The 21,095-nt window shown below is 70.0% G+C and carries 17 protein-coding genes and 3 pseudogenes; 13 read left to right on the top strand and 7 right to left on the bottom strand.

Annotated elements, in window-relative coordinates; genetic code table 11:
* Positions 1–3: 3 nt before the first annotated feature.
* Positions 4–1,152: an acyl-CoA dehydrogenase family protein gene (locus ABD481_RS35260; protein ID WP_344670182.1), complete on the top strand. Its 1,149-nt coding sequence runs from the start codon at positions 4–6 to the stop codon at positions 1,150–1,152.
* A 239-nt stretch (positions 1,153–1,391) separates the two neighbouring features.
* Here the strand turns inward: ABD481_RS35260 and ABD481_RS35255 are convergent, their stop codons facing one another.
* A complete protein-coding gene (locus tag ABD481_RS35255; protein ID WP_344670181.1) occupies positions 1,392–2,024 on the bottom strand; it encodes a hypothetical protein in 633 nt (210 codons plus the stop codon).
* A 153-nt stretch (positions 2,025–2,177) separates the two neighbouring features.
* Here ABD481_RS35255 and ABD481_RS35250 point away from each other — a divergent pair, with 153 nt between their 5' ends.
* Entirely contained in the window at positions 2,178–2,405 is a 228-nt protein-coding gene (locus tag ABD481_RS35250; RefSeq protein ID WP_344670180.1) for a DUF6191 domain-containing protein, read from the top strand.
* Here the strand turns inward: ABD481_RS35250 and ABD481_RS35245 are convergent.
* Complete coding sequence (locus tag ABD481_RS35245) at positions 2,383–2,910, bottom strand: ribonuclease FAU-1 family protein (RefSeq protein WP_344670179.1); 528 nt, start codon at positions 2,908–2,910, stop codon at positions 2,383–2,385. The genes ABD481_RS35250 and ABD481_RS35245 overlap by 23 nt on opposite strands.
* Positions 2,911–3,058: 148 nt before the next feature.
* On the opposite strand from ABD481_RS35245, the pseudogene ABD481_RS35240 reads away from it, so the two are divergent.
* Both ABD481_RS35240 and ABD481_RS35235 read left to right on the top strand, forming a co-directional pair.
* A pseudogene (locus tag ABD481_RS35240) lies at positions 3,059–3,748 on the top strand (lysophospholipid acyltransferase family protein); the annotation flags it as partial.
* Positions 3,749–4,488: 740 nt separating this feature from the next.
* Positions 4,489–4,833 (top strand): DUF6401 family natural product biosynthesis protein, encoded by a 345-nt coding sequence (locus ABD481_RS35235; protein ID WP_344670178.1) that lies wholly within the window; start codon positions 4,489–4,491, stop codon positions 4,831–4,833.
* Between the two features lie 187 nt (positions 4,834–5,020).
* Here ABD481_RS35235 and ABD481_RS35230 read toward each other — a convergent pair whose 3' ends face one another.
* Positions 5,021–5,824 carry a mechanosensitive ion channel family protein gene (locus ABD481_RS35230; protein ID WP_344670177.1) on the bottom strand — a complete coding sequence of 268 codons (804 nt, stop codon included), beginning with the start codon at positions 5,822–5,824 and terminating at the stop codon, positions 5,021–5,023.
* A gap of 101 nt (positions 5,825–5,925) precedes the next feature.
* Positions 5,926–6,663: a TetR/AcrR family transcriptional regulator gene (locus tag ABD481_RS35225; protein ID WP_344670176.1), complete on the bottom strand. Its 738-nt coding sequence runs from the start codon at positions 6,661–6,663 to the stop codon at positions 5,926–5,928.
* Positions 6,664–6,898: 235 nt separating this feature from the next.
* Between ABD481_RS35225 and ABD481_RS35220 the strand changes: the two genes are divergently transcribed.
* The 6 genes from ABD481_RS35220 to ABD481_RS35195 all read left to right on the top strand — a co-directional run bounded on the left by ABD481_RS35220 (position 6,899) and on the right by ABD481_RS35195 (position 14,395).
* Entirely contained in the window at positions 6,899–8,563 is a 1,665-nt protein-coding gene (locus ABD481_RS35220; protein WP_344670175.1) for an amidohydrolase, read from the top strand.
* Positions 8,564–8,728: 165 nt separating this feature from the next.
* Positions 8,729–10,387: an ABC transporter substrate-binding protein gene (locus ABD481_RS35215; RefSeq protein WP_344670174.1), complete on the top strand. Its 1,659-nt coding sequence runs from the start codon at positions 8,729–8,731 to the stop codon at positions 10,385–10,387.
* A complete protein-coding gene (locus ABD481_RS35210) occupies positions 10,384–11,334 on the top strand; it encodes an ABC transporter permease (RefSeq protein ID WP_344670173.1) in 951 nt (316 codons plus the stop codon). Before ABD481_RS35215 ends, ABD481_RS35210 begins: the two co-directional genes overlap by 4 nt.
* 203 nt (positions 11,335–11,537) lie before the next feature.
* Complete coding sequence (locus tag ABD481_RS35205; RefSeq protein WP_344670172.1) at positions 11,538–12,530, top strand: ABC transporter permease; 993 nt, start codon at positions 11,538–11,540, stop codon at positions 12,528–12,530.
* Positions 12,514–13,485 (top strand): ABC transporter ATP-binding protein, encoded by a 972-nt coding sequence (locus tag ABD481_RS35200; RefSeq protein ID WP_344670171.1) that lies wholly within the window; start codon positions 12,514–12,516, stop codon positions 13,483–13,485. The genes ABD481_RS35205 and ABD481_RS35200 overlap by 17 nt, the downstream gene beginning before the upstream one ends.
* Positions 13,472–14,395, top strand: a complete 924-nt coding sequence (locus ABD481_RS35195) for an ABC transporter ATP-binding protein (RefSeq protein WP_344670170.1) — start codon at positions 13,472–13,474, stop codon at positions 14,393–14,395. Before ABD481_RS35200 ends, ABD481_RS35195 begins: the two co-directional genes overlap by 14 nt.
* Before the next feature lie 150 nt (positions 14,396–14,545).
* Here the strand turns inward: ABD481_RS35195 and ABD481_RS35190 are convergent, their stop codons facing one another.
* A complete protein-coding gene (locus ABD481_RS35190; RefSeq protein WP_344670169.1) occupies positions 14,546–15,043 on the bottom strand; it encodes a GNAT family N-acetyltransferase in 498 nt (165 codons plus the stop codon).
* Between the two features lie 88 nt (positions 15,044–15,131).
* On the opposite strand from ABD481_RS35190, the gene ABD481_RS35185 reads away from it, so the two are divergent.
* Positions 15,132–15,719, top strand: a complete 588-nt coding sequence (locus ABD481_RS35185; protein WP_344670168.1) for a 3'-5' exonuclease — start codon at positions 15,132–15,134, stop codon at positions 15,717–15,719.
* Positions 15,720–15,834: 115 nt separating this feature from the next.
* Here ABD481_RS35185 and ABD481_RS35180 read toward each other — a convergent pair.
* Positions 15,835–16,743, bottom strand: a pseudogene (locus tag ABD481_RS35180) (trans-sulfuration enzyme family protein); the annotation flags it as partial.
* Positions 16,744–16,745: 2 nt separating this feature from the next.
* Between ABD481_RS35180 and ABD481_RS35175 the strand changes: the two are divergent.
* Both ABD481_RS35175 and ABD481_RS35170 read left to right on the top strand, forming a co-directional pair.
* Positions 16,746–17,165: pseudogene (locus ABD481_RS35175) on the top strand (Lrp/AsnC family transcriptional regulator); the annotation flags it as partial.
* Positions 17,166–17,217: 52 nt separating this feature from the next.
* Positions 17,218–19,452, top strand: coding sequence for a M3 family metallopeptidase (locus tag ABD481_RS35170; RefSeq protein ID WP_344670225.1), 2,235 nt, complete (start codon positions 17,218–17,220; stop codon positions 19,450–19,452).
* Positions 19,453–19,529: 77 nt separating this feature from the next.
* Here the strand turns inward: ABD481_RS35170 and ABD481_RS35165 are convergent, their stop codons facing one another.
* Positions 19,530–20,024, bottom strand: coding sequence for a GNAT family N-acetyltransferase (locus ABD481_RS35165; protein WP_344670167.1), 495 nt, complete (start codon positions 20,022–20,024; stop codon positions 19,530–19,532).
* Between the last annotated feature and the right edge of the window lie 1,071 nt (positions 20,025–21,095).

Raw genomic sequence — 21,095 nt, 5'->3', positions numbered from 1 at the left:
GCCATGGAATCCGCGCAGTTCCGCCTCACCCCCGCTCAGTCCGCTTTCTGCGCCCACGTGCGCACCCTGGCGGAGACCGAACTCGCGGCCCTGGCCGCCGCCGGCGCGCCCGGACACGTGAATCGCCCGCTGCTGGCGGCAATGGGCCGGCACGGCCTGCTGGCCAAGCTCTTTCCAGGTGCCGACGTCGCCGACCGCCGAGCCGAGGCCGCCGCACTGGACCTGTGCCTGCTGCGCGAGTCGCTGGCACAGGTATCGACCGAGGCCGAGACCGCGCTGGCGCTGCAAGGGCTGGGGACGTACCCCGTCGTCCAGAACGGAACCGAGGAACAGATCGCCCGCTGGCTGCCCCGAGTGGTGGCCGGCACAGCGGTGGCAGGATTCGCCCTGTCAGAGCCCGGAAGCGGTTCGGACGCAGCCTCACTGTCGCTGGCCGCGCCCCCCTCCGCCGACGGCTGGACCCTGACCGGCGAGAAGACCTGGATCTCCAACGCCCCCGAAGCCGACTTCTACAGCGTCTTCGCCCGCACGACCGCCGACGCCGGAGCCCGCGGCGTGACGGCCTTCCTGGTCCCCGCCGACCGCCCTGGCCTCTCCGGCAACCGCCTCGACATGATCTCCCCCCACCCCATCGGCCGCCTGACCTTCGACGCGGTCCCGGTGACCCGAGCCGACGTCCTGGGCGACGTCGACCACGGCTTCCGCGTCGCGATGCGCACCCTCGACCTCTTCCGCCCCAGCGTCGGCGCCTTCGCAGTAGGCATGGCCCAAGCAGCCCTCAACGCATCCATCACTCACGCCGGCCACCGTAAAGCCTTCGGCGGAGTCCTCAAGGACCTCCAATCCGTCTCCCACTCCCTAGCCGAAATGGCCACCCGCCTCGAAGCCGCCCGTCTCCTCGTCTACAGCGCCGCCGAGGCCTACGACACCGGCGAAAGCCGCATCGCAAGCCGCTCAGCAATGGCCAAGCTGTTCGCAACAGAGACCGCACAATTCGTCGTCGACACCGCAGTCCAAATCCACGGCGCCATCGCCCTCCAGCAAGGACACCTGCTGGAACACCTGTACCGCGAAGTCCGCGCACCGCGAATCTACGAGGGCGCCTCGGAGGTACAGCGAACGATCATCGGGCGGGAGTTGTATCGGGGTTAGCGATCCGAGCTGGAGATTCGCGCGGCGGCGGCGATCTGGTGCCGATGGCCAAGATGCGCTGAACGACCGAAGCGCGTCTCGGCACGGCGAAGCGAAGCCCTCGCGCTCCGACGCCGCCAAAAGCGCCGGCCAGGACGGCGCACAGTAGCGGCCGACGTCATCGACAATCGTTGCAGTTCAGCGGGCCAACGCTCGGCCTGGCAATCGTCGCTACGGCGTAAAGTTCGCTCGGGAGTCGGCTACTCCCGCATTCGCTCGCAAACCCTAAGCTGCCGTTGACACTCGTCCTGTAGCTCTGGATACGTCTTCACGATCGCCTCGAAGACTCGCCGGCGCAGTGATTGCTCCGCGTCGGCTCGGCCGACGCGGCCGAACAGACCCTCGATCATGGGGTCGTAGCGGGCCAGTTGCTGGCGCAGGTAGTTGACCTTCCAGCGGTTCAGGGTTCGGGGGTCGGGGTCGGTGAGGGCGCGGACGTCGCGGTGGCGGATGGCGCGCGCCTCAAGGAGGGCCGGGGTGAGTTTCGGGATGGGGATCTCTTCGTCGGCCATGAGGCGGAGGATCTCCATCCGGCGGCGCCGGGCCGCGGCTTTGGCCGCGGCCGATCTGCGGGCTGCCAGGTCGAGGCGGGCAGCGAACGCGGGGGTGCGTTCCGCCGCTTCTATGCGGGCGCGGGCGAACTTCAGCGTGGGCGCGGCGTTGCGGAAGCGAGGGTTGGGCTCGGTGGCGTCGGGCCGGCCCAGGAAATCGCGGACCATGGCAGCGGTCCAGCCGCGGGCGGTGAGGCCGGCGAGATTGAGATAGTCGGACTTAATGGAACCGGCCCTTTTAGAGCGAGGCTTCACTTTGCCGAATCTGGTGCGTGGTGCCATCTTGGCGCCCCCTTCCCCTGTCCCCTCAGGATCGTGAGGCACCAGGATGTTGGGGAGACTTATACCTATTCAAGAGGAAATGGGGCGATTCACTCGGTCGGCTCAAGCGCTCAGGCGTGGAACGCCTGAGCGGCGCTGATCGTTGCCATAAATGTGAGCATCATCTTGGACTGGTTCCTCCCGAGCCGTCGACACGTTGAGGAGGAGCGCAACAGGCTGGAGTGGTCGCGCGACGAGACGGGCCTCGGGGATCCGCACACCGGGCCCATCGATCTCGACAGCGGCGTGGTGAAGATCAAGGCTGACGGACCGGACGAGCCGGATGCGGCTGACGCATCCGACGCGCCCGATGCAACGGTCAGTGGGACAGCAACGCCTTGAACCCGTCGGCGCGTGCCGTCGCCTCCAGGTCGTCCAGCGATGCCAGCGCCCGGGCCGCGGTGTCCGGTTCGCGGTCCGCGAGGCCGCTGGCCTCGAACTCGTCCTCGTCGAGTCGCAGGATGCTGGTGTGGTCCCCGGACAGCCAGAGGTCAAGGTCGAGGTCTGCGACGGCCAGGCGCGCGGCCTCGGCCGGGTCGGCGGGCGGCAGGACGGTCGCCGGCCGGGTGACGTCGCAGTACCAGCCCTTCACCGTGCCGTCGGCGGCCTGGACCTCCTTGATCGAGAACCAGCGGGTGCGCCAGAAGTGCTCGATCCAGACATCGCCGGGCTCGAACACGGCAAAGCCCATGTCGCGGGGCTCGTCGCCGAACCAGGGCGCACGGACCGCGAGGTGGTCGCCGTCGTCGTGCAGGACGGTGGCCGGGTACTCGACATCGGGGCGCGGGGCCTTGAGGAGGCGGACGATGACGGCTGCGGACGGTGTCAGGTGGGGTGCGGGGGTCACGGCGTCCTCGAATTCCGGTCGTGAGGGCGAAGATTCCAGTGCCGATGCGAGCTCGGAGTGCTCGCGAGTGGCACTAACCTACGGAAGAGTAGGTTAGGGTCCTCCTGTGGCCGAACGCGAATACGTTTATCCCCCGGTGATCCGGGCGATGCAGGGTGCTTTCCGGATGCTCGACCTGAAGATCGAAGTGCGGGGGGCCGACCGGATCCCGCGCGGCGGCGGGGCGGTGTTGGCCAGCAACCACATCAGCTACCTGGACTTCATCTTCGCCGGGGCGGCCGCGCTGCCGTCGAAGCGGCGGGTGCGCTTCATGGCCAAGAAGGAAGTCTTCGACAACCGGATCTCCGGGCCGCTGATGCGCGGCATGCGGCACATCCCGGTGGACCGCGAGGCCGGCCTGTCCTCGTACCGGCAGGCGCTGGACTTCCTGAAGTCCGGCGAAATCGTCGGCGTGTTCGGCGAGGCGACGATCAGCCGCTCCTTCATGATCAAGGACCTGAAGAACGGCGCGGTCCGGATGGCCCAGGCCGCCGACGTGCCGCTGATCCCGGTGGTGCTGTGGGGCACCCAGCGGATGTGGACGAAGGGCCGGCCGCGCCGCTTGTGGCAGCGCCACCTGCCGATCACCGTGCTGGTCGGCGAGCCGATGTACCCCAAGAAGGGGCAGAACGCGACCGAGCTGACCGCGGAGCTGCACCGCCGGCTTAGCGCGCTGCTCGACGAGGCGCAGACCACCTACCCGGACAAGCCCGCCGGGTCCGAGGACGCCTGGTGGCAGCCGGCGCACCTGGGCGGCACCGCGCCGACCCTGGAGCAGGCGGCGGAGCTGGACGCCCGGGGGAAGGTCGAGAAGGACGCGAAGGCGGCCGAGAACGAGGCCAAGTCCGGCGGGGACGCCAAGGCGGAGGCGGAGAAGGTCGCTGCGCCCGAGGCGGCCCCGAAGGCTGACGAGAATCCGGCAGCCGAGGACGAGGCCAAGTCCAGCGAGGAGGCCAAGGCGGAGGCGGAGCACGTCGCCGCGCCCCAGGCAGCCCCGAAGGCTGACGAGAATCCCGCAGCCGAGAGCGAAGCCAAGCCCAGCGAGGACGCCAAGACGGAGGCGGAGGCGGAGCACGTCGCCGCGTCCGAGGCGGCTCCGAAGGCTGACGAGAATCCTGCGGCCGAGACAAGCTCCGAGCCGGAGAACATCGCCGAGGCTGAGACGGATGCCGCGGCCGAGACAAGCTCCGGGACCGAGCAGGGCACCGTGGCCGAGCAGGACCCGGCGGCTGAGCAGGACAGCGTGATCGAGAAGATCGCCGAGCCCGATGCGAGCTCCGAGGCTGAGCAGAGCCCCGAGCCCGAGGGCGACGCGGACCACGCGCCCGAGAAGCTGGACACGGCCAAGCCCGCCGAGTGACGCGCCGGCGCGTCGACCTCGGCGCGCCGCGACCCTCCGTCAGGATTCGCGGACGGTCCGCCACCGTCGTACCACCTGTGCGGCGTCGGAACCCCTGTGGTGGTCACCGTCGGCATCGGTTCCGTCACCGTGCAAAGTTCTCTTTGACGCACCCTGAAATGGGGACTTACCGTCAACGAATGGACTTCCCGCCGCCCCAGGACGACGCGCCGCCGATGGCTTCCCCATTGGCCGGCGTGGTCGCCGCCTTCATGCCGCGTCTGGCCGAGTTCGCGTTCGACCCGGGGCTGGTCGCGGCGGTCGACCAGCATGCGGCGGCGGTGTGCGACACGCTGGCCGCGTCCGGTGCGCAGCTGCCGACGCAGCGGACGGTCGATCGCGAGATGCTGACGGACTACGTGCTCGGATTCAACGACGTGTTGGCCGAGAAGGGCTGGCAGGAGCCGGTCGGCTACGACTTCGCCACGTTGCGCCTGACCGCCATCTGCTGGCTGGTTCGCGAGAAGGACCTGCTGGCGTTCTGAGCCGCTGATGCGCTGAGTCGCTGAGCTGCTGAGGCTCTGCGCACGGCCCCGCACACGCCGAAGGCGCGGGCCCGTATCCGGACCCGCGCCCCGCCCTCCCGCGCCTTTCCGCGCTCCTTCGCGCCTTTGAGCACTTCTTCGCGCCCTCCCGAGTTCCTCCGCGCCGTCTCCCCCGGCTCGCACCGCATCAAGCCGTCGTGCCCGGCTCCCGGCCATAGGGCGTCTGCGTCGTGGTCTGGCCCGACGGCTGCCCGGCCTCCGCGTCGCTGCGGCCCATCTGGTACGCCGACATGTTCGTCGAGGCCGCCAGGTTCGTGGTCTCCTGCTCGGCCTTGTTCAGCATCCGCTCCCAGCGGGAGCGCATCGGCTGGATCAGGCCGCCGCCGACGCCGACCACCGCGATGCCGGCGATGGTGAACAGCACCGCGTTGAGCAGCGGGCCCAGCACGAAGGTCGCGATCCCGGCCTGGGCCAGGGCCGCCACCGCGCCGAAGAAGGCGATGAAGGACCAGGCGATCCAGCCCAGCACCTTGCCGTAGGAGACCGACGACAGCAGGTTGGTCACCAGTTCGCGGACCACGTTCGCGACCGCCATGGCGATCACGATGATCACCAGGGCGACGATTCCCTTGGGGATCCAGGCGACCACGGAGTGGACCATGTCGCTGACCGGGTTGGGGCCGAAGACGCCCAGCGCCAGCTGCAGCACGACCAGCAGCAGGCCGTAGTAGACGACCTTGGTCAGGATCGCGGTCGTGTCCCACTTCGAGTTGGCCAGGTAGCGGCTCGCGCCGGCCTTCTCGGCCATCCGCTCCACCCCGATGCGGCGCAGCACCGCGTCCAGGGCCTTGGCGATGGCCTTGCAGACCAGCCAGCCGACCACCATGATCACGGCGAAGGCCAGCAGCTTCGGAATGATGTCGACCACCGAGGACCAGGCGTTCGAAATGCCCTGGCCCCAGTCGACCGATATAGCGAGTCTCGGTCCCATGAAGGTTCCTCCAACGATGCGGTGACGGGGCACATCCCCACATCGTTGGTAACACCCGTATTTCGGCGTCGCACGTCAGCACGCCGGTCGCGGTACTCCGGTCAGGTGGCCGAGGCCGCGTGGGCGGCCACCCGGACCTGCACGCCGTCCAGGAACAGCCCCAGGGTGTATTCGAACACAGTGGCGTCGTCCCTGGTCAGCTCCAGCAGGCGGGCGGCGCTGGCGTGCACCAGCGGGAACCGCTCGGCCGGCAGCGTGGCGTAGCCGACCGCCCAGGCCTGCTCGTCGCGCCCCTGGTACTCCGGGTCGAGCAGCGACCAGGCGGCGCTGTACTGGGTGAAGGCCAGCGTCAGGTCGACCAGGGCGCGGTAGACCTCGGCGGCCTCCAGCACCGGCAGCCCGGCGCCGTGCAGCACCCCGATGATCTCCTCGACGCTCTCGGTCTCGGCCTTGCTCGCGGCGGTGCGGCTGGCGGCCAGCACCGCGATCGCCGGCCGGTCCAGGTAGACCGAGCGGATCGAGTGCGCGACCCGCCGCAGCCACTCCCGCCAGCCCAGCTCGGCCACCTCGACGCCGGCCATCCGCGCCACCGACTCGGTCACCATCCGGTCGGTGAGCGCCACCACCAGCTCGTCCTTGTCCCGGAAGTGCCGGTAGACGCTGGTCGGGTCGGCGCCCAGCTCCTTGCCCAGGCGGCTGAAGGTCAGGGCCGAGCCGCCCTCCTTGGAGCCGATGTTCAGCGCGGCCTCGATGATCACGTCCCGGGACAGCGCGGCGCGGCGGCGCGCGCCACCCTTGGCGGACTCGGTCTTGGTGGACTCGGTCGCGGCGCGCGGCATCGCGGTTCTCCGTTCGGCACGGGTCGGCAGGCGGGGTACGGCACAGGTCCCGGGCGGCGCAACCTCTTGCGGCCCAGCAGTGTGCAGCGATCCCATCGTAGTGGCGGCCACGTTGTCAATGCCATTGACAGCGATGCTGTCATGGGTTTTGCTACTGCCCACGGCGTCCCCGTGGCGTCCCCGGCGTGAACTCCTGTCGAAGGTCCCCACCTTCCTGACCCTCGTTGGAGGAGCGGTGTCCCCTTCCCCGTTCGCAAACCTCGTCCTCACCGGCGGCCCGGTCTTCACCGTCGACCCGGCGCGTTCCTGGGCGAGCGCGGTGGCCGTCTCCGGCGGCCGGATCACCGCGGTCGGCCGCGAGCGCGACGTCAAGGACCTGATCGGTCCGGCCACCGAGGTGGTGGACCTGGCCGGCAAGCTGCTGCTGCCGGGGTTCCAGGACGCGCACGTGCACCCGGTGCTGGGCGGCACCACGCTGCGCCAGTGCGATCTGCACGGGCTGCACACCATCGAGCAGTTCGTGGCGGCGGTCGCCGACTACGCGGGCCGCAACCCGCGGGCCGAGTGGATCCGGGGAGGCGGGTGGAGCATGGACGCCTTCCCCGGCGGCATGCCGACCAAGGGGCTGCTGGACGCGGTGGTGCCGGACCGGCCGGTGGCGCTGCCGAACCGGGACGGCCACGGGATGTGGGTGAACAGCCGGGCCCTGGAGCTGTGCGGGATCACCCGGGACACGCCGGACCCGTTCGACGGCCGGATCGAGCGCGATGCCGACGGCGAGCCCAACGGCTGCCTGCAGGAAGGCGCGATGGCGCTGGTGAACGCGCACATGCCGCCGCCGGACGCGCAGGACCTCGCCGAGGGCCTGCTGGCCGGGCAGGCGCATCTGCACTCGTTCGGGATCACGGCGTGGCAGGACGCGTGGGTCGGCGCGGGCCTGGGGCCCGGCGACGTGTTCAGCACCTATCTGGAGGCCTCACGCTCCGGCGCCCTGACCGCGCGTGTCGCCGGTGCGCTGTGGTGGGAGCGCGAAGGGGGGCTGGAGCAGCTGGAGCTGTTCCGCGCGCGGCGGGAGGAGGCCGGATCCGGCCGGTTCCGGGCCCGCAGCGTCAAGATGATGCTGGACGGCGTCGCGGAGAACCACACGGCCGCGCTGCTGGATCCGTATCTGGACGGCTGCGGCTGCGCCACCGACAACTCCGGCCTGGACTTCATCGACCCGGGCAAGCTGCCGGAGTACGTCACCGAGCTCGACGCCGCCGGCTTCCAGGTCCACTTCCACGCCCTGGGCGACCGGGCCGTGCGCAACGCCCTGGACGCGGTGGCAGCGGCGCGCGCCGCGAACGGCGCCGGGGGCCGGCACCATCTGGCGCATTTGCAGGTCGTGCACCCCGACGACGTCCGCCGGTTCCGCGAGCTCGGCGCGACGGCGAACATCCAGCCGTTGTGGGCGGCGCACGAGCCGGCGATGGACGAGCTGACCATCCCGTTCCTCGGCGAGGAGCGGGCGGCGTGGCAGTACCCGTTCGGGTCGCTGGGCCGGGCCGGGGCGACGCTGGCGGCCGGGTCGGACTGGTCGGTGTCCTCGCCGAACCCGCTGTGGGGGATCCACACGGCGGTGAACCGGGTGGAGCCGGGCCTGTCGGCCGAGGAGTTCGCGGCGCGCAAGGTGTTCTTCCCGGCCGAGCGGCTGGACCTCGGCCAGGCGATCGCGGCGTACACGGCCGGGTCGGCGTATGTGAACCAGCTGGACGACGTGACCGGCTCGGTGCAGGTCGGCAAGTTCGCGGACCTGGTGGTGCTGGACCGCGATCCGTTCGCGGGCCCGGTGCACGAGATCGGCGAGGCCAGGGTACTGCGGACGTTCGTGGAGGGCGTGCAGGTATACGGCGCCGAGTAGGCGCGCGAGTGGGTCCCGTTCTCTTCTCCCGTTTCCAGGAAGGACAGCACCGCCATGAACCGCGCTGAGTCATTCAAGGCTGTGTCATTCAAGAAGGCTGTGTCACTCAAGGCTGTGTCATTCAAGAAGGCTGTGTCACTCAAGGCTGTGTCATTCAATAATCCGGTGGCCCGCGTGGCCGCCCCGTTGGCGGCCACCGCCGTCGTGTCGCTGGCCCTGTCCGGCTGCTCCGGCAAGAGCGGCGGCGCCAAGACCGCCGCGGCGCCCAGCGCGAACATCAGCAGCGACCAGCTGACCACTGGCACGGCGTCCGGTCCGCTGGACGCCGTGACCTGGTCCGGGGACTACCGGGCGCCGTATTCACTGGACCCGCTGAAGACTGCCGACTATCCGGAGGAGACGATCCTCGGCAATGTGTGCGAGCCGCTGCTGCGCACCAATCCGGACTACTCGCTGGGTCCGGGGCTGGCCAAGGACTGGAAGCAGGCCGATCCCACGCACCTGGTGTTCGATCTGGATCCGGCGGCGCACTTCAGCGACGGCAAGCCGGTGACGCCCGAGGACGTGGTCTACAGCCTCAAGCGCAACACGGACCCGAACGTGGCGTCGAACTACGCCGACTCCTACAACCCGGTGGCCGACATCTCCGCGACCGGTCCGTCGCAGGTGACGATCACGCTGGCGCAGCCGAACTACCTGTTCGTGCGCAACATGGGCATCCTGGCCGGGGCGATCGTGGAGAAGGCGAACACGGTGGCCGCCGGAGCGGACTTCGGCAGCGCCACCGGCAAACTGGTGTGCTCCGGTCCGTTCACGGTCGCCTCGTTCGACGGCACCAACTCGCTGGTGTTGAAGAAGGACCCGAACTACTGGGACGCCAAGCACGCCGCGAAGGTCGACAAGCTGTCGTTCACGTTCGCGCAGGATCCGCAGAGCTACGTCAACGGACTGACCCAGGGCACGGTGCAGGGCGCGTTCGACGTGCCGGTGTCGGCGCTGTCGGCGTTGCAGAAGGCCACTGACGGGAAGCTGTACATCGGCGGCGAGGGCTCCACGACGCAGAACGTGGACTTGATCGTGTCCAAGCTGGACGGCGGCCTGAAGGACCCGGCGGTGCGGCAGGCGTTGTCGCTGGCCATCGACCGTGCGGGGATCGCCAAGTCGATCTACTCCGGGGCGGCAGACCCGCTGTACGCGGTGGCCGGGCCGGGCTTCTTCGTGGGGCAGCCGGACGCGGCGAAGGCCGTCTACCAGGCGGCGTACGACAAGCTGAAGGTCACTCCGGATCTGAAGAAGGCCGCCGACCTGGTCGCCCAGGCCGGCGCCAAGGGCAAGACCGTCACCATCGCCTACACCGCCGACGGCTCGCAGTTCGCGCAGCTGGCGCAGGTGTTGCAGCAGACCGGCAACGCCATCGGGCTGGACATGAAGATCGTGGGCCTGCCGCCGCAGCAGTACGGCAGCCTGTTCACCGACCCGAAGGCGCGCGCCGACTACGACGGCTTCCTGACGCTGAACTACCTGGAGTTCCCCGACGTCTCGACCATGTACACCAGCTACGCGACGAAGAACGGTGTGCAGAACTTCAACGGGTACGACAACGCGGCTGTGCAGGGCCTGGTCGACCAGGCGCAGGGCACCGACGATCTGACCGCGCGCGCCGGGTTCGCGGTGCAGGCGCAGACGCTGGTGATGCAGGACCTGCCGTGGATCCCGATCGTGGCGCCCCGGGCGCTGGTGTGGCAGGGCAAGCAGGTGACGGGGGCGCCGCTGACGTTCTCGTACATGTCCTACGCGTGGGGCGCGGGGGTGGGCGCGCCGTGACCGCGCGGTTCCTCGTCCGCCGGCTCGGCGGCCTGGCGGTGACGCTGCTGCTGGCCAGCATGCTGATCTTCTCCTCGCTGTATCTGGCGCCGGGGAGCCCGGAGAACGTGGTGTTCGGCAACCGGACACCGTCGCCGGCGGCGCGGGCGGCGGTGCGGCACCAGCTGCACCTCGACGACCCGCTGCCGGTGCGGTACTGGGACTGGCTGGCCGGGGCGCTGCACGGCGACTTCGGCCGGTCGATGGTGACCAACCAGCAGGTGTCCGACCGGGTCGGGGCCGGGCTGGCGACCACGGTGACGCTGGTGGTGCTGGCCGCGCTGATGATCACTGTGCTCGGGCTGGCTCTCGGCATGGCGGCGGCGCTGAGGCCGGGCGTCGTGGACTCGGCGGTGAACGTCTACACGTCGGTGTCGGTGACGGTGCCGCCGTTCGTGGCGTCGGCGGTGCTGATCTCGACGTTCGCGGTGAAGCTGGGCTGGTTCCCGGCCTCCGGGGTCGGCGAGGGGTTCGCGGGGCGGGTCGACGGGCTGGTGCTGCCGGCCGCGGCGATGGCTTTGATCTCCTGCGGGTTCCTGGCGCGGGTGACGCGGAACGCGATGCGGGAGCAGCTGGCGAAGGAGCATGTGCAGACCGCCATGGCGCGGGGGCTGCCGCGGCGGCACGTGATCCGCCGGCACGTGCTGCGCAACGCGCTGCCGCCGATCGTGACGGTGATCGGGTTGCAGGTGGCCGGGCTGTTCGCCTCGACGCTGGTGGTGGAGTCGGCGTTCGGGGTGCCCGGGATCGGGCGGCTGACGATCCAGTCGGTGGCGCAGAAGGACTTCCCGGTGGTGCAGGCGGTGGCGCTGCTGCTGGTGGCGGCGTTCGTGGTGGCGAACACGGTGACGGACCTGGTGCAGGGTCTGGTGGATCCGCGGCTGAAGACGGCGGGAGGTGCGGCGTGACCGTTGCGCTGGGGAACACGGCGGGGGCTTCCGGCACCTCTGGAGCTTCCGGAAACTCTGGAACTTCCGGCGCTTCCGGGACCTCCGGAGCTTCTGGGACTTCCGGAGCTTCGGGAGCTTCCGGGACCTCCGGAGCTTCTGGAACTTCCGGAACCGGGAACGGCCGGGCGAAGCGAGGCAGGCTCCGGGCCGCCTATCGGTGGTTGGGCCCGTCCGGCACTGCGGCGGCGCTGTTCCTGCTGGTGATGGTGATGGCGGCGGTGTTCGCCTCGGTGCTGGCCCCGGCCGATCCGAACACCGGCAGCTTGCTGGACAACTATCAGGGCTCGTCGGCGGACCACCTGTTGGGCACCGACGGCATCGGCCGGGACATCCTGTCGCGCCTGATCTACGGGGCGCGCACGTCGCTGCTCGGTCCGGCGCTGGTCGTTGGGGTGTCGATAGCGGTGGGGATCCCGCTGGCGCTGCTCGGGGCCTGGTACGGCGGCATGGTCGACGCGACCGTGGCGCGGTTGCTGGACCTGGTCTACGCGCTGCCGGGGCTGCTGCTGGCGGTGCTGACCGTGGCGCTGTTCGGGCCGGGGATGACGCCGGCGGTGGTGGCCCTGTCGATCGCCTACGTGCCGTTCCTGTCGCGGATCGTCCGGGCGGCGGCGCGGCAACAGCGGGTGAGCCCATATGTGGACGCGCTGACGGTGCAGGGGTTCAGCGTGTTCCGGATCAGTGTGCGGCACATCCTGCGCAACATCGGGCCGGTGGTGCTCGGGCAGGCGGCCATCGCGTTCGGCTACGCGCTGCTGGACCTGGCCTCGCTGTCCTATCTGGGGCTGGCGGTGCAGGCGCCGACGGCGGACTGGGGCGTGATGGTCAGCGACACCGACGCGCTGTTGAAGGGCTATTCGATGCCGGTGTTCCTGCCGGGTGTGCTGATCGTGGGCTCGGTGCTGTCGCTGACGGTGCTGGGGGCGCGGATCTCCGGCGAGCGGCCGGAGCGGCATCCGGTGTTCGGGCGGGTGTTCGGACACAGGTTCGGGCAGGCGTTCGGGCGCAGTGGCGGTGGGGGAGTTGGCCGCGCGGTCGGCAGCGAGGACGGTCACACGGTCGGCAGCCAAGACAGTCACGCGGTCGGCAGCCAGGACAGTCACGCGGTCGGCGCCGAGTCGGAAAGGGGGCAGGCGGATGCTTCGTCTGCGTGACGTGGATGTGGCCCTGAACGTCGAGGGGCGGATGCGGCCGGTGCTGATCGGCCTGAACCTGGACCTGGCCGAGGGCGAGGCGTTGGGGCTGGTCGGCGAGTCCGGTTCCGGCAAGTCGATGACCGTGCGCACCATCACGCGGCTGCTGCCGCAGGGTGCGCGGGTCGGCGGCAGCGTGGAGTTCGACGGCCGGGACGTGCTGGCTATGCGGCCGGCCGAGCTGCGGGCCTTCCGCGGCTCCGACGTCGGCGTGGTCTTCCAGGACCCGCGGGCCGCGATCAACCCGACGCACCGGATCGGGGAGTTCCTCGGCGAGGCGCTGACCGTGAACCGCGGCGTCGGGAAGGCCGAGGCGGCGCGGCGGGCGGCGGAGCTGCTGGCCTCGGTCGGCATCGACGACGCCGAGCGGCGGCTGCGGCAGTACCCGCACGAGCTCAGCGGCGGCATGCTGCAACGCGTCATGATCGCCTCGGTGCTGGCCGCCGAGCCGCGGCTGATCCTGGCCGACGAGCCGACCACGGCGCTGGACGTGACGATCCAGGCCGAGGTCGTGGGCATCCTGGACCGGCTGCGCCGGGAGCGGGCCATGGGCATGGTGTTCATCACCCACGACCTGGACCTGGCCCTGGCGGTCTGCGACCGGGTGGCGGTGATGTACGCGGGATCGGTGGTCGAGGTCCGCTCGGCGCGGGATCTGCACGAGACCGCGCGGCACCCCTACACCATCGGCCTGCTGGGCTCGCGGCCGTCGATCGAGGAGCGTGCCGAACGGCTGGCGGCGATCCCGGGCCGTCCGGTGTCGGCGTTCGAGGCCGGGACCGGCTGCGCCTTCGCGAGCCGGTGCGCGTTCGCGCGGGACGTGTGCCGGAGCGTCCGGCCGCGGTTGGAGACGTTCCAGGACGGGTTGGTCCGGTGCCACCGGGTGGAGGAGATCCATGAACATGCTGTCGCCTGAGCCCGACACGCAGTCCGACGCACAGTCCGACACGCGGTCCGACACGCGGTCCGACACACAGACCGAAACGCGGTCCGGCGCTCAGTCCGGGGGCTCGGAACCGCCGGCGATCACGGTCAGCGGGCTGACGAAGGTCTTCCGCGTCGCCGACGAGCGGGGGCGCCGCTCGCAGTTCACCGCCGTGTCGGACGTGTCGTTCACCGTCCCGGCCGGCGGATCGCTGGGCCTGGTCGGCGAGTCCGGGTCGGGCAAGACCACGACCGCGCGGATGCTGGTCGGCCTGGAAGCCCCGACCGCCGGACGTGTCGAGGTGCTGGGGCACGACCGCTCACGGCCTGCCCGAGGTGCGGCCGAGCGGCGCCGGCGGGCCCGGGAGCTGCAGATCGTGTTCCAGGATCCGTACACGTCCCTGGATCCGAGCCAGACAGTGCGCGTCGCGATCGACGAGGTCCTGCGGACCCACAGTGGTCTGGAGGGGACGGCGCGCGCCGCGCGGCTGGCGGAGCTGCTGGACCAGGTCGGCTTCGACGAGCGGCAGGCGTCGGCGCGGCCGCGGGAGCTGTCCGGCGGGCAGCGGCAGCGGGTGGCGATCGCGCGGGCGTTGGCGGCCGATCCGCGGGTGCTGATCCTGGATGAGGCGGTGTCCGCGCTGGACGTGTCGATCCAGGCCCAGATCCTGAACCTGCTGGTCGACATCCGGGCCGCGACCGGGATCGCGTACTTGCTGATCTCGCACGACCTGGCGGTGGTGCGCCATTTGTGCGATTCAGTGGTGGTGCTGCGGCGCGGGCAGGTGGTGGAGTCCGGCGACTGCGGGGCGGTGCTGGACGCGCCGGCGGACGAGTACACGCGCGTGCTGCGGGCTTCGGTGCCGGTGCCGGGATGGCGGCCGAACCGGTCCGCGGCTTGATGCGTTGGTGTGGGTAGCACCTCCTGGGCAGGGACGGTCGCCGGAACTTGTGGGGTTGGGCCGGCGACCGTCCCGTTTATCTGTTTGTCCGTTTACCCGTCGGGAGGTCGGGGGCTGGAGGTCGGGGGGCTGGGGCCGGGAGGCGGAGCTTCAGAACACGACACTGCTTCGCCGCTCCATCAGCACCACGTCACGCCAGACACCGGCGACGGTCTTGGCCACGCGTTCCTGGGTCCCGAGGGTGCGGAAGCCGTGGCGGCTGTGGAGGGCCAGGCTGGCGGTGTTCTCGGGGAAGATTCCCGCGTTGATGGTCCACACGCCAGCGGCTTCGGTGGACTCGATGAAGGTCTTGAGCAGGCTGCTGCCGACGCCCAGGCCGCGTGCTGCGCGGTCCACGTAGACGGAGTTCTCGATCACTCCCGCGTAGCAGGGGCGTTTCGAAGTGGCGGAGGCGACGATGTAGCCGAGGACCGCGCCGGTGGCGTCGTCGAGGGCGGCGAAGCGGTGGTCGGGCAGTTTCGAGGCGTCGAAGGCCTCCCACGTCGGGGTCGCCGACTCGAAGGTGGAGTTGCCCTCATCGATACCGTGTTGGTAGATGCGCAATACGTCAGCCGCGTGGTCCGCGGTCAACGGAACGATGACGATCATGGGCGAATGCTAGAACTCAGGCGTTTCCGCGAAGTTTCGGTCCGATAATCCGGAGACCCGCTGGTTGTGCGGTCCTACCCTGCCAGGCATGGAAACGTATGGCAGATATCTGAACGTGGTGGACGTGGAGGCCACGTGCTGGACCGGCAGACCGCCCGCCGGGCAGGTGTCGGAGATCATCGAGATCGGACTCACCGTTGTCGACACCGAGCAGCGGGTCCGGGTCGGCAAGCACCGGATTCTGGTGCGGCCGGAGCGTTCGACGGTCAGCGCCTTCTGCACCGAGCTGACCGGGCTGACGCAGGAGGAGGTCGACGGCGGCGTGCGGTTCACGGAGGCGTGCGCGCAACTGGAGACGGAGCATTTCGCCGATTCGCGGGTGTGGGCGAGCTGGGGCGACTACGACCGCAAGCAATTCCAGCGGCAGTGCGAGGCCGGCCGGGTCCGTTACCCGTTCGGGTCCACGCACGTGAACGCGAAGCAGCAGTTCGCCGTGGCGCGGGGCTGGCCGAAGGGCATCGGCATGCACCGCGCGCTGGAGGTGGCGCAGTTGCCGCTGGAGGGGCGGCACCACAGCGGGGCGGACGATGCTTGGAACATCGCAGCGCTCGTCGTGGGGTTGATGACGCAGCAGGCGTGGCCGGAGGTGGACGGCGGGGGCGGGATCAGGGGTTGATGGGGATGGCGCGGTCGGAGTAATGGGGATGGCACGGTCGGGGTGATGGGGATGGCGCGAGGTCCTGGGCTTCGTCGCCGGGCGATGCCGCCGGACAACGTCGCCGTGTCAGGGACTACGAACGCAGCGCCCGCTCCAGATCGGCGTAAAGGTCCTCAGGGTCCTCCAACCCGACCGACACCCGCAGCACTGAGGCGTGCGGCTTGGCGTCGGCGGCGACCGGACGGTGCGTGAGCGAGGCCGGATGCTGGATCAGGGTGTCCACTCCCCCGAGCGACACCGCGTGCGTGATCAGCCGCACCGAGTCGGCCGTGCGCGCGGCCGCCTCGTAGCCGCCGCGGATCGCCATCGCGAACACCGCGCCGGGGCCGCTCATCTGACGTCCGACCAGGTGGCGCGGATCGCAGTCGGGCAGGCCCGGGTAGTAGACGCGCTCCACCACCGGGTTGGCGAGCAGGCGGTCGACGAGCTTCTGCGCGTTCTGCGACTGGTGGCGCACGCGCAGCGGCAGCGTCTGGAGCCCGCGGTGCAGCAGGTAGGAGGACAGCGGGTGCAGCACCGATCCGGTGATGGCGCGGATCGGGCGCAGTCGCTCGGCCCAGGCGTCGGTGGTGGCGACGACGCCGCCCAGGACGTCGCCGTGGCCGCCGAGGTATTTCGTGGCGCTGTGCACGACCAGCGTCGCGCCGTACTCGGCGGGCTTCTGCAGGATCGGCGTGGCGAAGGTGTTGTCGACCAGCAGCGGCACGTCGCCGCACTGCTCGGCGACACGCGCCAGGTCCAGCAGCTCCAGGGTCGGGTTGGCCGGGGTCTCGACGATCACCAGGCCGGTATCCGGGCGCCGCGCGGCGGCCACGGCATCGGCCGCGGCCCAGGTGACGTCGGTCCCGAGCAGGCCGCTGGCCAGCAGGTGGTCGCTGCCGCCGTAGAGCGGCCGCACCGCGACGACGTGCCGTCGGCCCTCGGCGGCGGCCGCGAGCAGGCAGGCAGTGATCGCGGCCATCCCGGAGGCGAACGCGACGGCGGGACGCGCGGACGCCGAACAACGCGATCGCCGAGGCGGTGGGGGTCGCGCCGTCGACGTGCCTGGCCCGGATCCGGACGCTGCGCGAGCGCGGGGTGATCCGCGGGTTCCACGCCGACGTGGACCCGGCGGCGCTGGGGCGCGGGCTCCAGGCGATGATCGCGGTGCGGCTGCGGGCGCACACGCGGGAGAGCGTCAAGGAGTTCATCCGGGACGTGCCGGGGCTGCCGGGCGTGGTCGGGGTCTGGCACGTCGCCGGTGCGGACGACTATCTGCTGCACGTGGCGGTGCCCGACTCCGACGCGCTGCGGGACTTCGTGCTGGAGCACCTGACGACCCACCCGGCGGTCGGACACACCGAGACCAGTCTCATCTTCGGACACCTGAGGGGCGCGGTGGGAGCGGCTGCGGTAATCGACTAAACCCCTGTATGCCCGCTACCGAGCGGAGCGTAGAGTCGGGGACGTGACCGACGTGACGACTGACAACCCGTTCTTCCGCCCGAGCACGCTCCCGTATGAGCTCCCGCCGTTCGCCGACATCACGGAGGAGCACTACCTGCCGGCGTTCGACGCCGGTTTCGCGGAGCACCTGGCCGAGATCAAGGCGATCGCCGAGAATCCGGAGCCGCCGACGTTCGAGAACACGATCGTCGCGATGGAGCGCGCCGGGGAGCTGCTGAACCGGGTCGCGCTGGTGTTCTTCGCGCAGACCTCGACCGACACCAGCGACCGGTTGCAGGAGCTGGAGGAGGAGATCAGTCCGCGGTGGGCGGCGCATTTGGACGCGATCACGCTGGATGGGGCGCTGTTCGCGCGGATCGACGCGTTGTATGAGCGGCGGGCGGAGTTGGCGGGGGTGGGCGGGGCGGCAGGAGCGGCTGGGGCTGCGGACCTGGCGGGGACCGCAGACGTGGCGGGGACGGCAGACGTGGCTGAGGCTGCGGGAGGTGCCGAAACGGCGGGAGTAGCTGGAGATGCGGGAGCCGCCGGGGCTGCGGGAGGGACTGAGGCTGCGGGAACGGCCGGGGCGCCGCTCGGGCCGGTGGAGCTGCGGCTGCTGGAGAAGCGGTACCGGGACTTCGTGCTGGGTGGCGCAAAGCTGTCGGCGGACGACAAGGCGCGGCTGTCGGAACTGAACGAGCAGCTGGCGGCGCTGTCCACAGAATTCGACCGGAACCTGCTGGTCGCGAAGAAGGCCGGGCAGCAGGTGTTCGACTCCGCGGACCAGCTGGCCGGGATGTCGGCGGACGCGGTGGCGGCGGCGAAGGAGAACGGCGAGGCGGTCGGGCTGCCGGGCAAGCACGTCATCTCGTTGAAGAGTTTCTCCAACCAGACCGAGCTGGCGGCGCTGGAGGACCGCGAGGCGCGGCGCGCGCTGCTGGAGGCGTCGCTGGAGCGGGCGTGGGACAGCAACAGCCCGGTGATCGTCAAGATCGCCATGCTGCGGGCCGAGCGCGCGGCGCTGCTGGGCTTCGCCTCCCATGCCGAGTACGCGGTGCAGGACCGGACGGCGAAGACCACGGCCGCGGTCGAGGACCTGATGACGCGGCTGATCCCGGCCGCGGTGGCCAACGCCGGGCGGGAGGCCAAGGCGCTGCGCGGGCGGCTGCCGGAGGGGCAGCGGCTGGAGGCGTGGGACTGGACGTACTACTCGGAGAAGGTGCGGCAGGCCGAGTACGACGTGGACTCGGAGGCGCTGCGGCCGTATCTGGAGCTGGACAGCGTGCTGGTGAACGGGGTGTTCCACGCGGCGGAGCTGGTGTACGGGATCACGTTCGAGGCGCGGCCGGATCTGGTGGCGTACCACCCGGATGTGCGGATCTGGGAGGTGTTCGACGCCGACGGGAGCGGCATCGGGCTGTTCCTCGGGGACTTCTTCGCGCGGAGCTCGAAGCGTGGCGGGGCGTGGATGACGAACTACGTCGAGCAGTCGCATTTGCTGGGGCAGTTGCCGGTGGTCGTCAACAATCTGAATGTGGCCAAGCCGCCGGTCGGTGAGCCGGCGTTGTTGACGTGGGACGAGGTGCGGACGCTGTTCCACGAGTTCGGACATGCGCTGCACGGGTTGTTCTCGGATGTGGAGCACCCGACATTGGCGGGGACGAATACGCCGCGGGACTTTGTGGAGTATCCATCGCAGGTCAATGAGATGTGGGCGGAGTGGCCGGAGGTGCTGGCGAACTATGCCAAGCACTATCGGACCGGGGAGCCGGTGCCGGCCGGGTTGCTGGCGCGGATGGCTGAGGCTGAGAAGTTCGGGCAGGGGTTCGCGGTGGTGGAGGTGCTGGCCGCGGTGATGTTGGACTGGGCTTGGCATTCTTTGGCGGTCGGGGAGGATCCGGGGGATGCCAAGGCTTTTGAGGAGGCGGCTTTGGAGCGGTATGGGTTGTTGATTCCGGAGATTCCGCCGCGGTATCGGTCCAGCTATTTTGCGCACATTTGGGGGAATGGGTATGCGGCTGGGTATTACTCGTATTTGTGGAGTGAGGTGTTGGATAAGGATACGGTGGATTGGTTTAAGGAGGGGGTTGGGGCTGGCGCTGAGGAGGCCGAAAAAGTTCGGTCGATTCGAGAGAGTGGGGAGTTGTTCCGGCGGGTGGTGCTGTCGCGGGGTGGGAGTGTGGATTTGATGGGGGCGTTCGCGGAGTTCCGGGGGCGGGGGCCGGAGGTTGAGGCGATGCTGCGGGCGCGGGGGTTGGCGGGGTGAGGGTGAGGGGTGACGGTGAGGGGTGAGGGGTGACGGTGGGGGTGAGGATGTGAGGGCGAGAGCGAGGGAGTCGAGACTTAAAGCTTGAGCTTGAAGCCGAGGTGCGACTGGACGAACCCGAGGCGCTCGTAGAAGCGATGCGCGTCGGGTCGTTCATTGTTCGAGGTCAGCTGGACCAGGCCGCAGCCGGCTTCGCGGGAGGTCGCGACGGCCCAGTTCATCATGTGGGTGCCGAGGCCGTTGCCGCGTTCGGAGGCTGCGACGCGGACTCCTTCGATGAGTGCGCGCTTCAAGCCGCGCTGGCTGACGCCGGGGATGTAGGTGAGCTGGAAGGTGCCGACGATTTCGCCGTCGCGGTCGGCGACGAGGAGGCGTTGGTTGGGGTCGGCGTCGACTTCTACGAAGGCTGCGAGGTAGGGGGTGAGGTCGTCGGGGTCCTCGCGGGTGGAGCCGAGTTTGTCGTCCGTGAGGAGGGCGATGATCGCGGGGAGGTCGGCGGTGGTGGCGTCGCGGAGGGTGGTGGGGTGGTGGGCGCTGGTGGCGTCGCGGAAGGTGGTGGGGATGTCAGTCATGATCAGGGACTGTAGCTGGCAGACTGGCGGCTTCAAGGCGCGGGAGGGGATCTGGATGTCGGCGACCGGTTCGTTGTTCGGGCTCGCTTATGGCGACAGCATGGGGAAGCCCACGGAGTTTCTGCGGTTCGAGCAGATCGTGGCGGAGTACGGGGTGGCCGGGCCGACGGAGTTGCCTGAGGGGGCGCTGGTCACCGACGACACGCAGATGGCTTTGGCGGTCGCCGAGGCGTTGTTGGAGCAACCGGGGGCGGGAGCCGGGTCGGAGCCGGAGGCGTTGACGGAGTCGTTGATCAAGCACTTCGTGGCGTGGGCGCATTCGCCGGAGAACAATCGCGCGCCGGGGATGACGTGTCTGAGGGCGTGCGGCGGCTTGGCGGAGGGGCGGCCGTGGGCGGAGGCGACGCAGCGGGGGTCGAAGGGCTGCGGGGCGAACATGCGGGTGACGCCGGTGGGGTTGGTGCCGGGGTTGGAGATGGGGACGGCGGCTGGGATCGCGCAGTTGCAGGCGGCGTTGACGCATGGGCATGCGACGGCGTTGGCGGCGTCGGATTTGACGATGGTTGCTGCGCGGTGGTTGGTGGAGGGGATGGCGGTGGGGGATTTGGTGGCGGCACTGCGGGAGCGGTGTTGGGAGGAGCGGGAGGTCTATCGGGGGGATTGGTTAAGAGACAGTTTGTGGCGAGGGTTGGGGGTGGGGCGGAAGGTTGGGTCGGCGGTTGGGCGGGAGTCGGGGAAGGCGGTTCGGCGGGAGTCGGAGTGGGGGTCGCCGGAGGAGTTCATTGCGCAGGGGTGGGACGAGTGTGCGGGGGTGTTGGATCGGTTGGTGGTGGCGTTGGAGAGGCCTGATTTTGAGGCGGATCCGTGTTTGGCCACTGGGGAGGGGTGGATTGCCGAGGAGGCGTTGGGTACGGCGTTGTTGTGTTTTTTGATGTTTCCGGATGAGCCGGTGCGGGTGTTGGGGCGGGCTGCGGCGAGTGGTGGGGATTCGGATTCGATTGCTGCTTTGGCGGGGGCTTTTGTGGGGGCGCGGTTAAGTCGGAGGCCAAGCGGTCTTAGGAAGACAATGCG

Source organism: Catenulispora yoronensis (assembly GCF_039531695.1).
Taxonomy (GTDB): domain Bacteria; phylum Actinomycetota; class Actinomycetes; order Streptomycetales; family Catenulisporaceae; genus Catenulispora; species Catenulispora yoronensis.
Note: the sequence above shows the minus strand (reverse complement) of the source record. Positions and strands in the feature narration are given on the sequence as shown.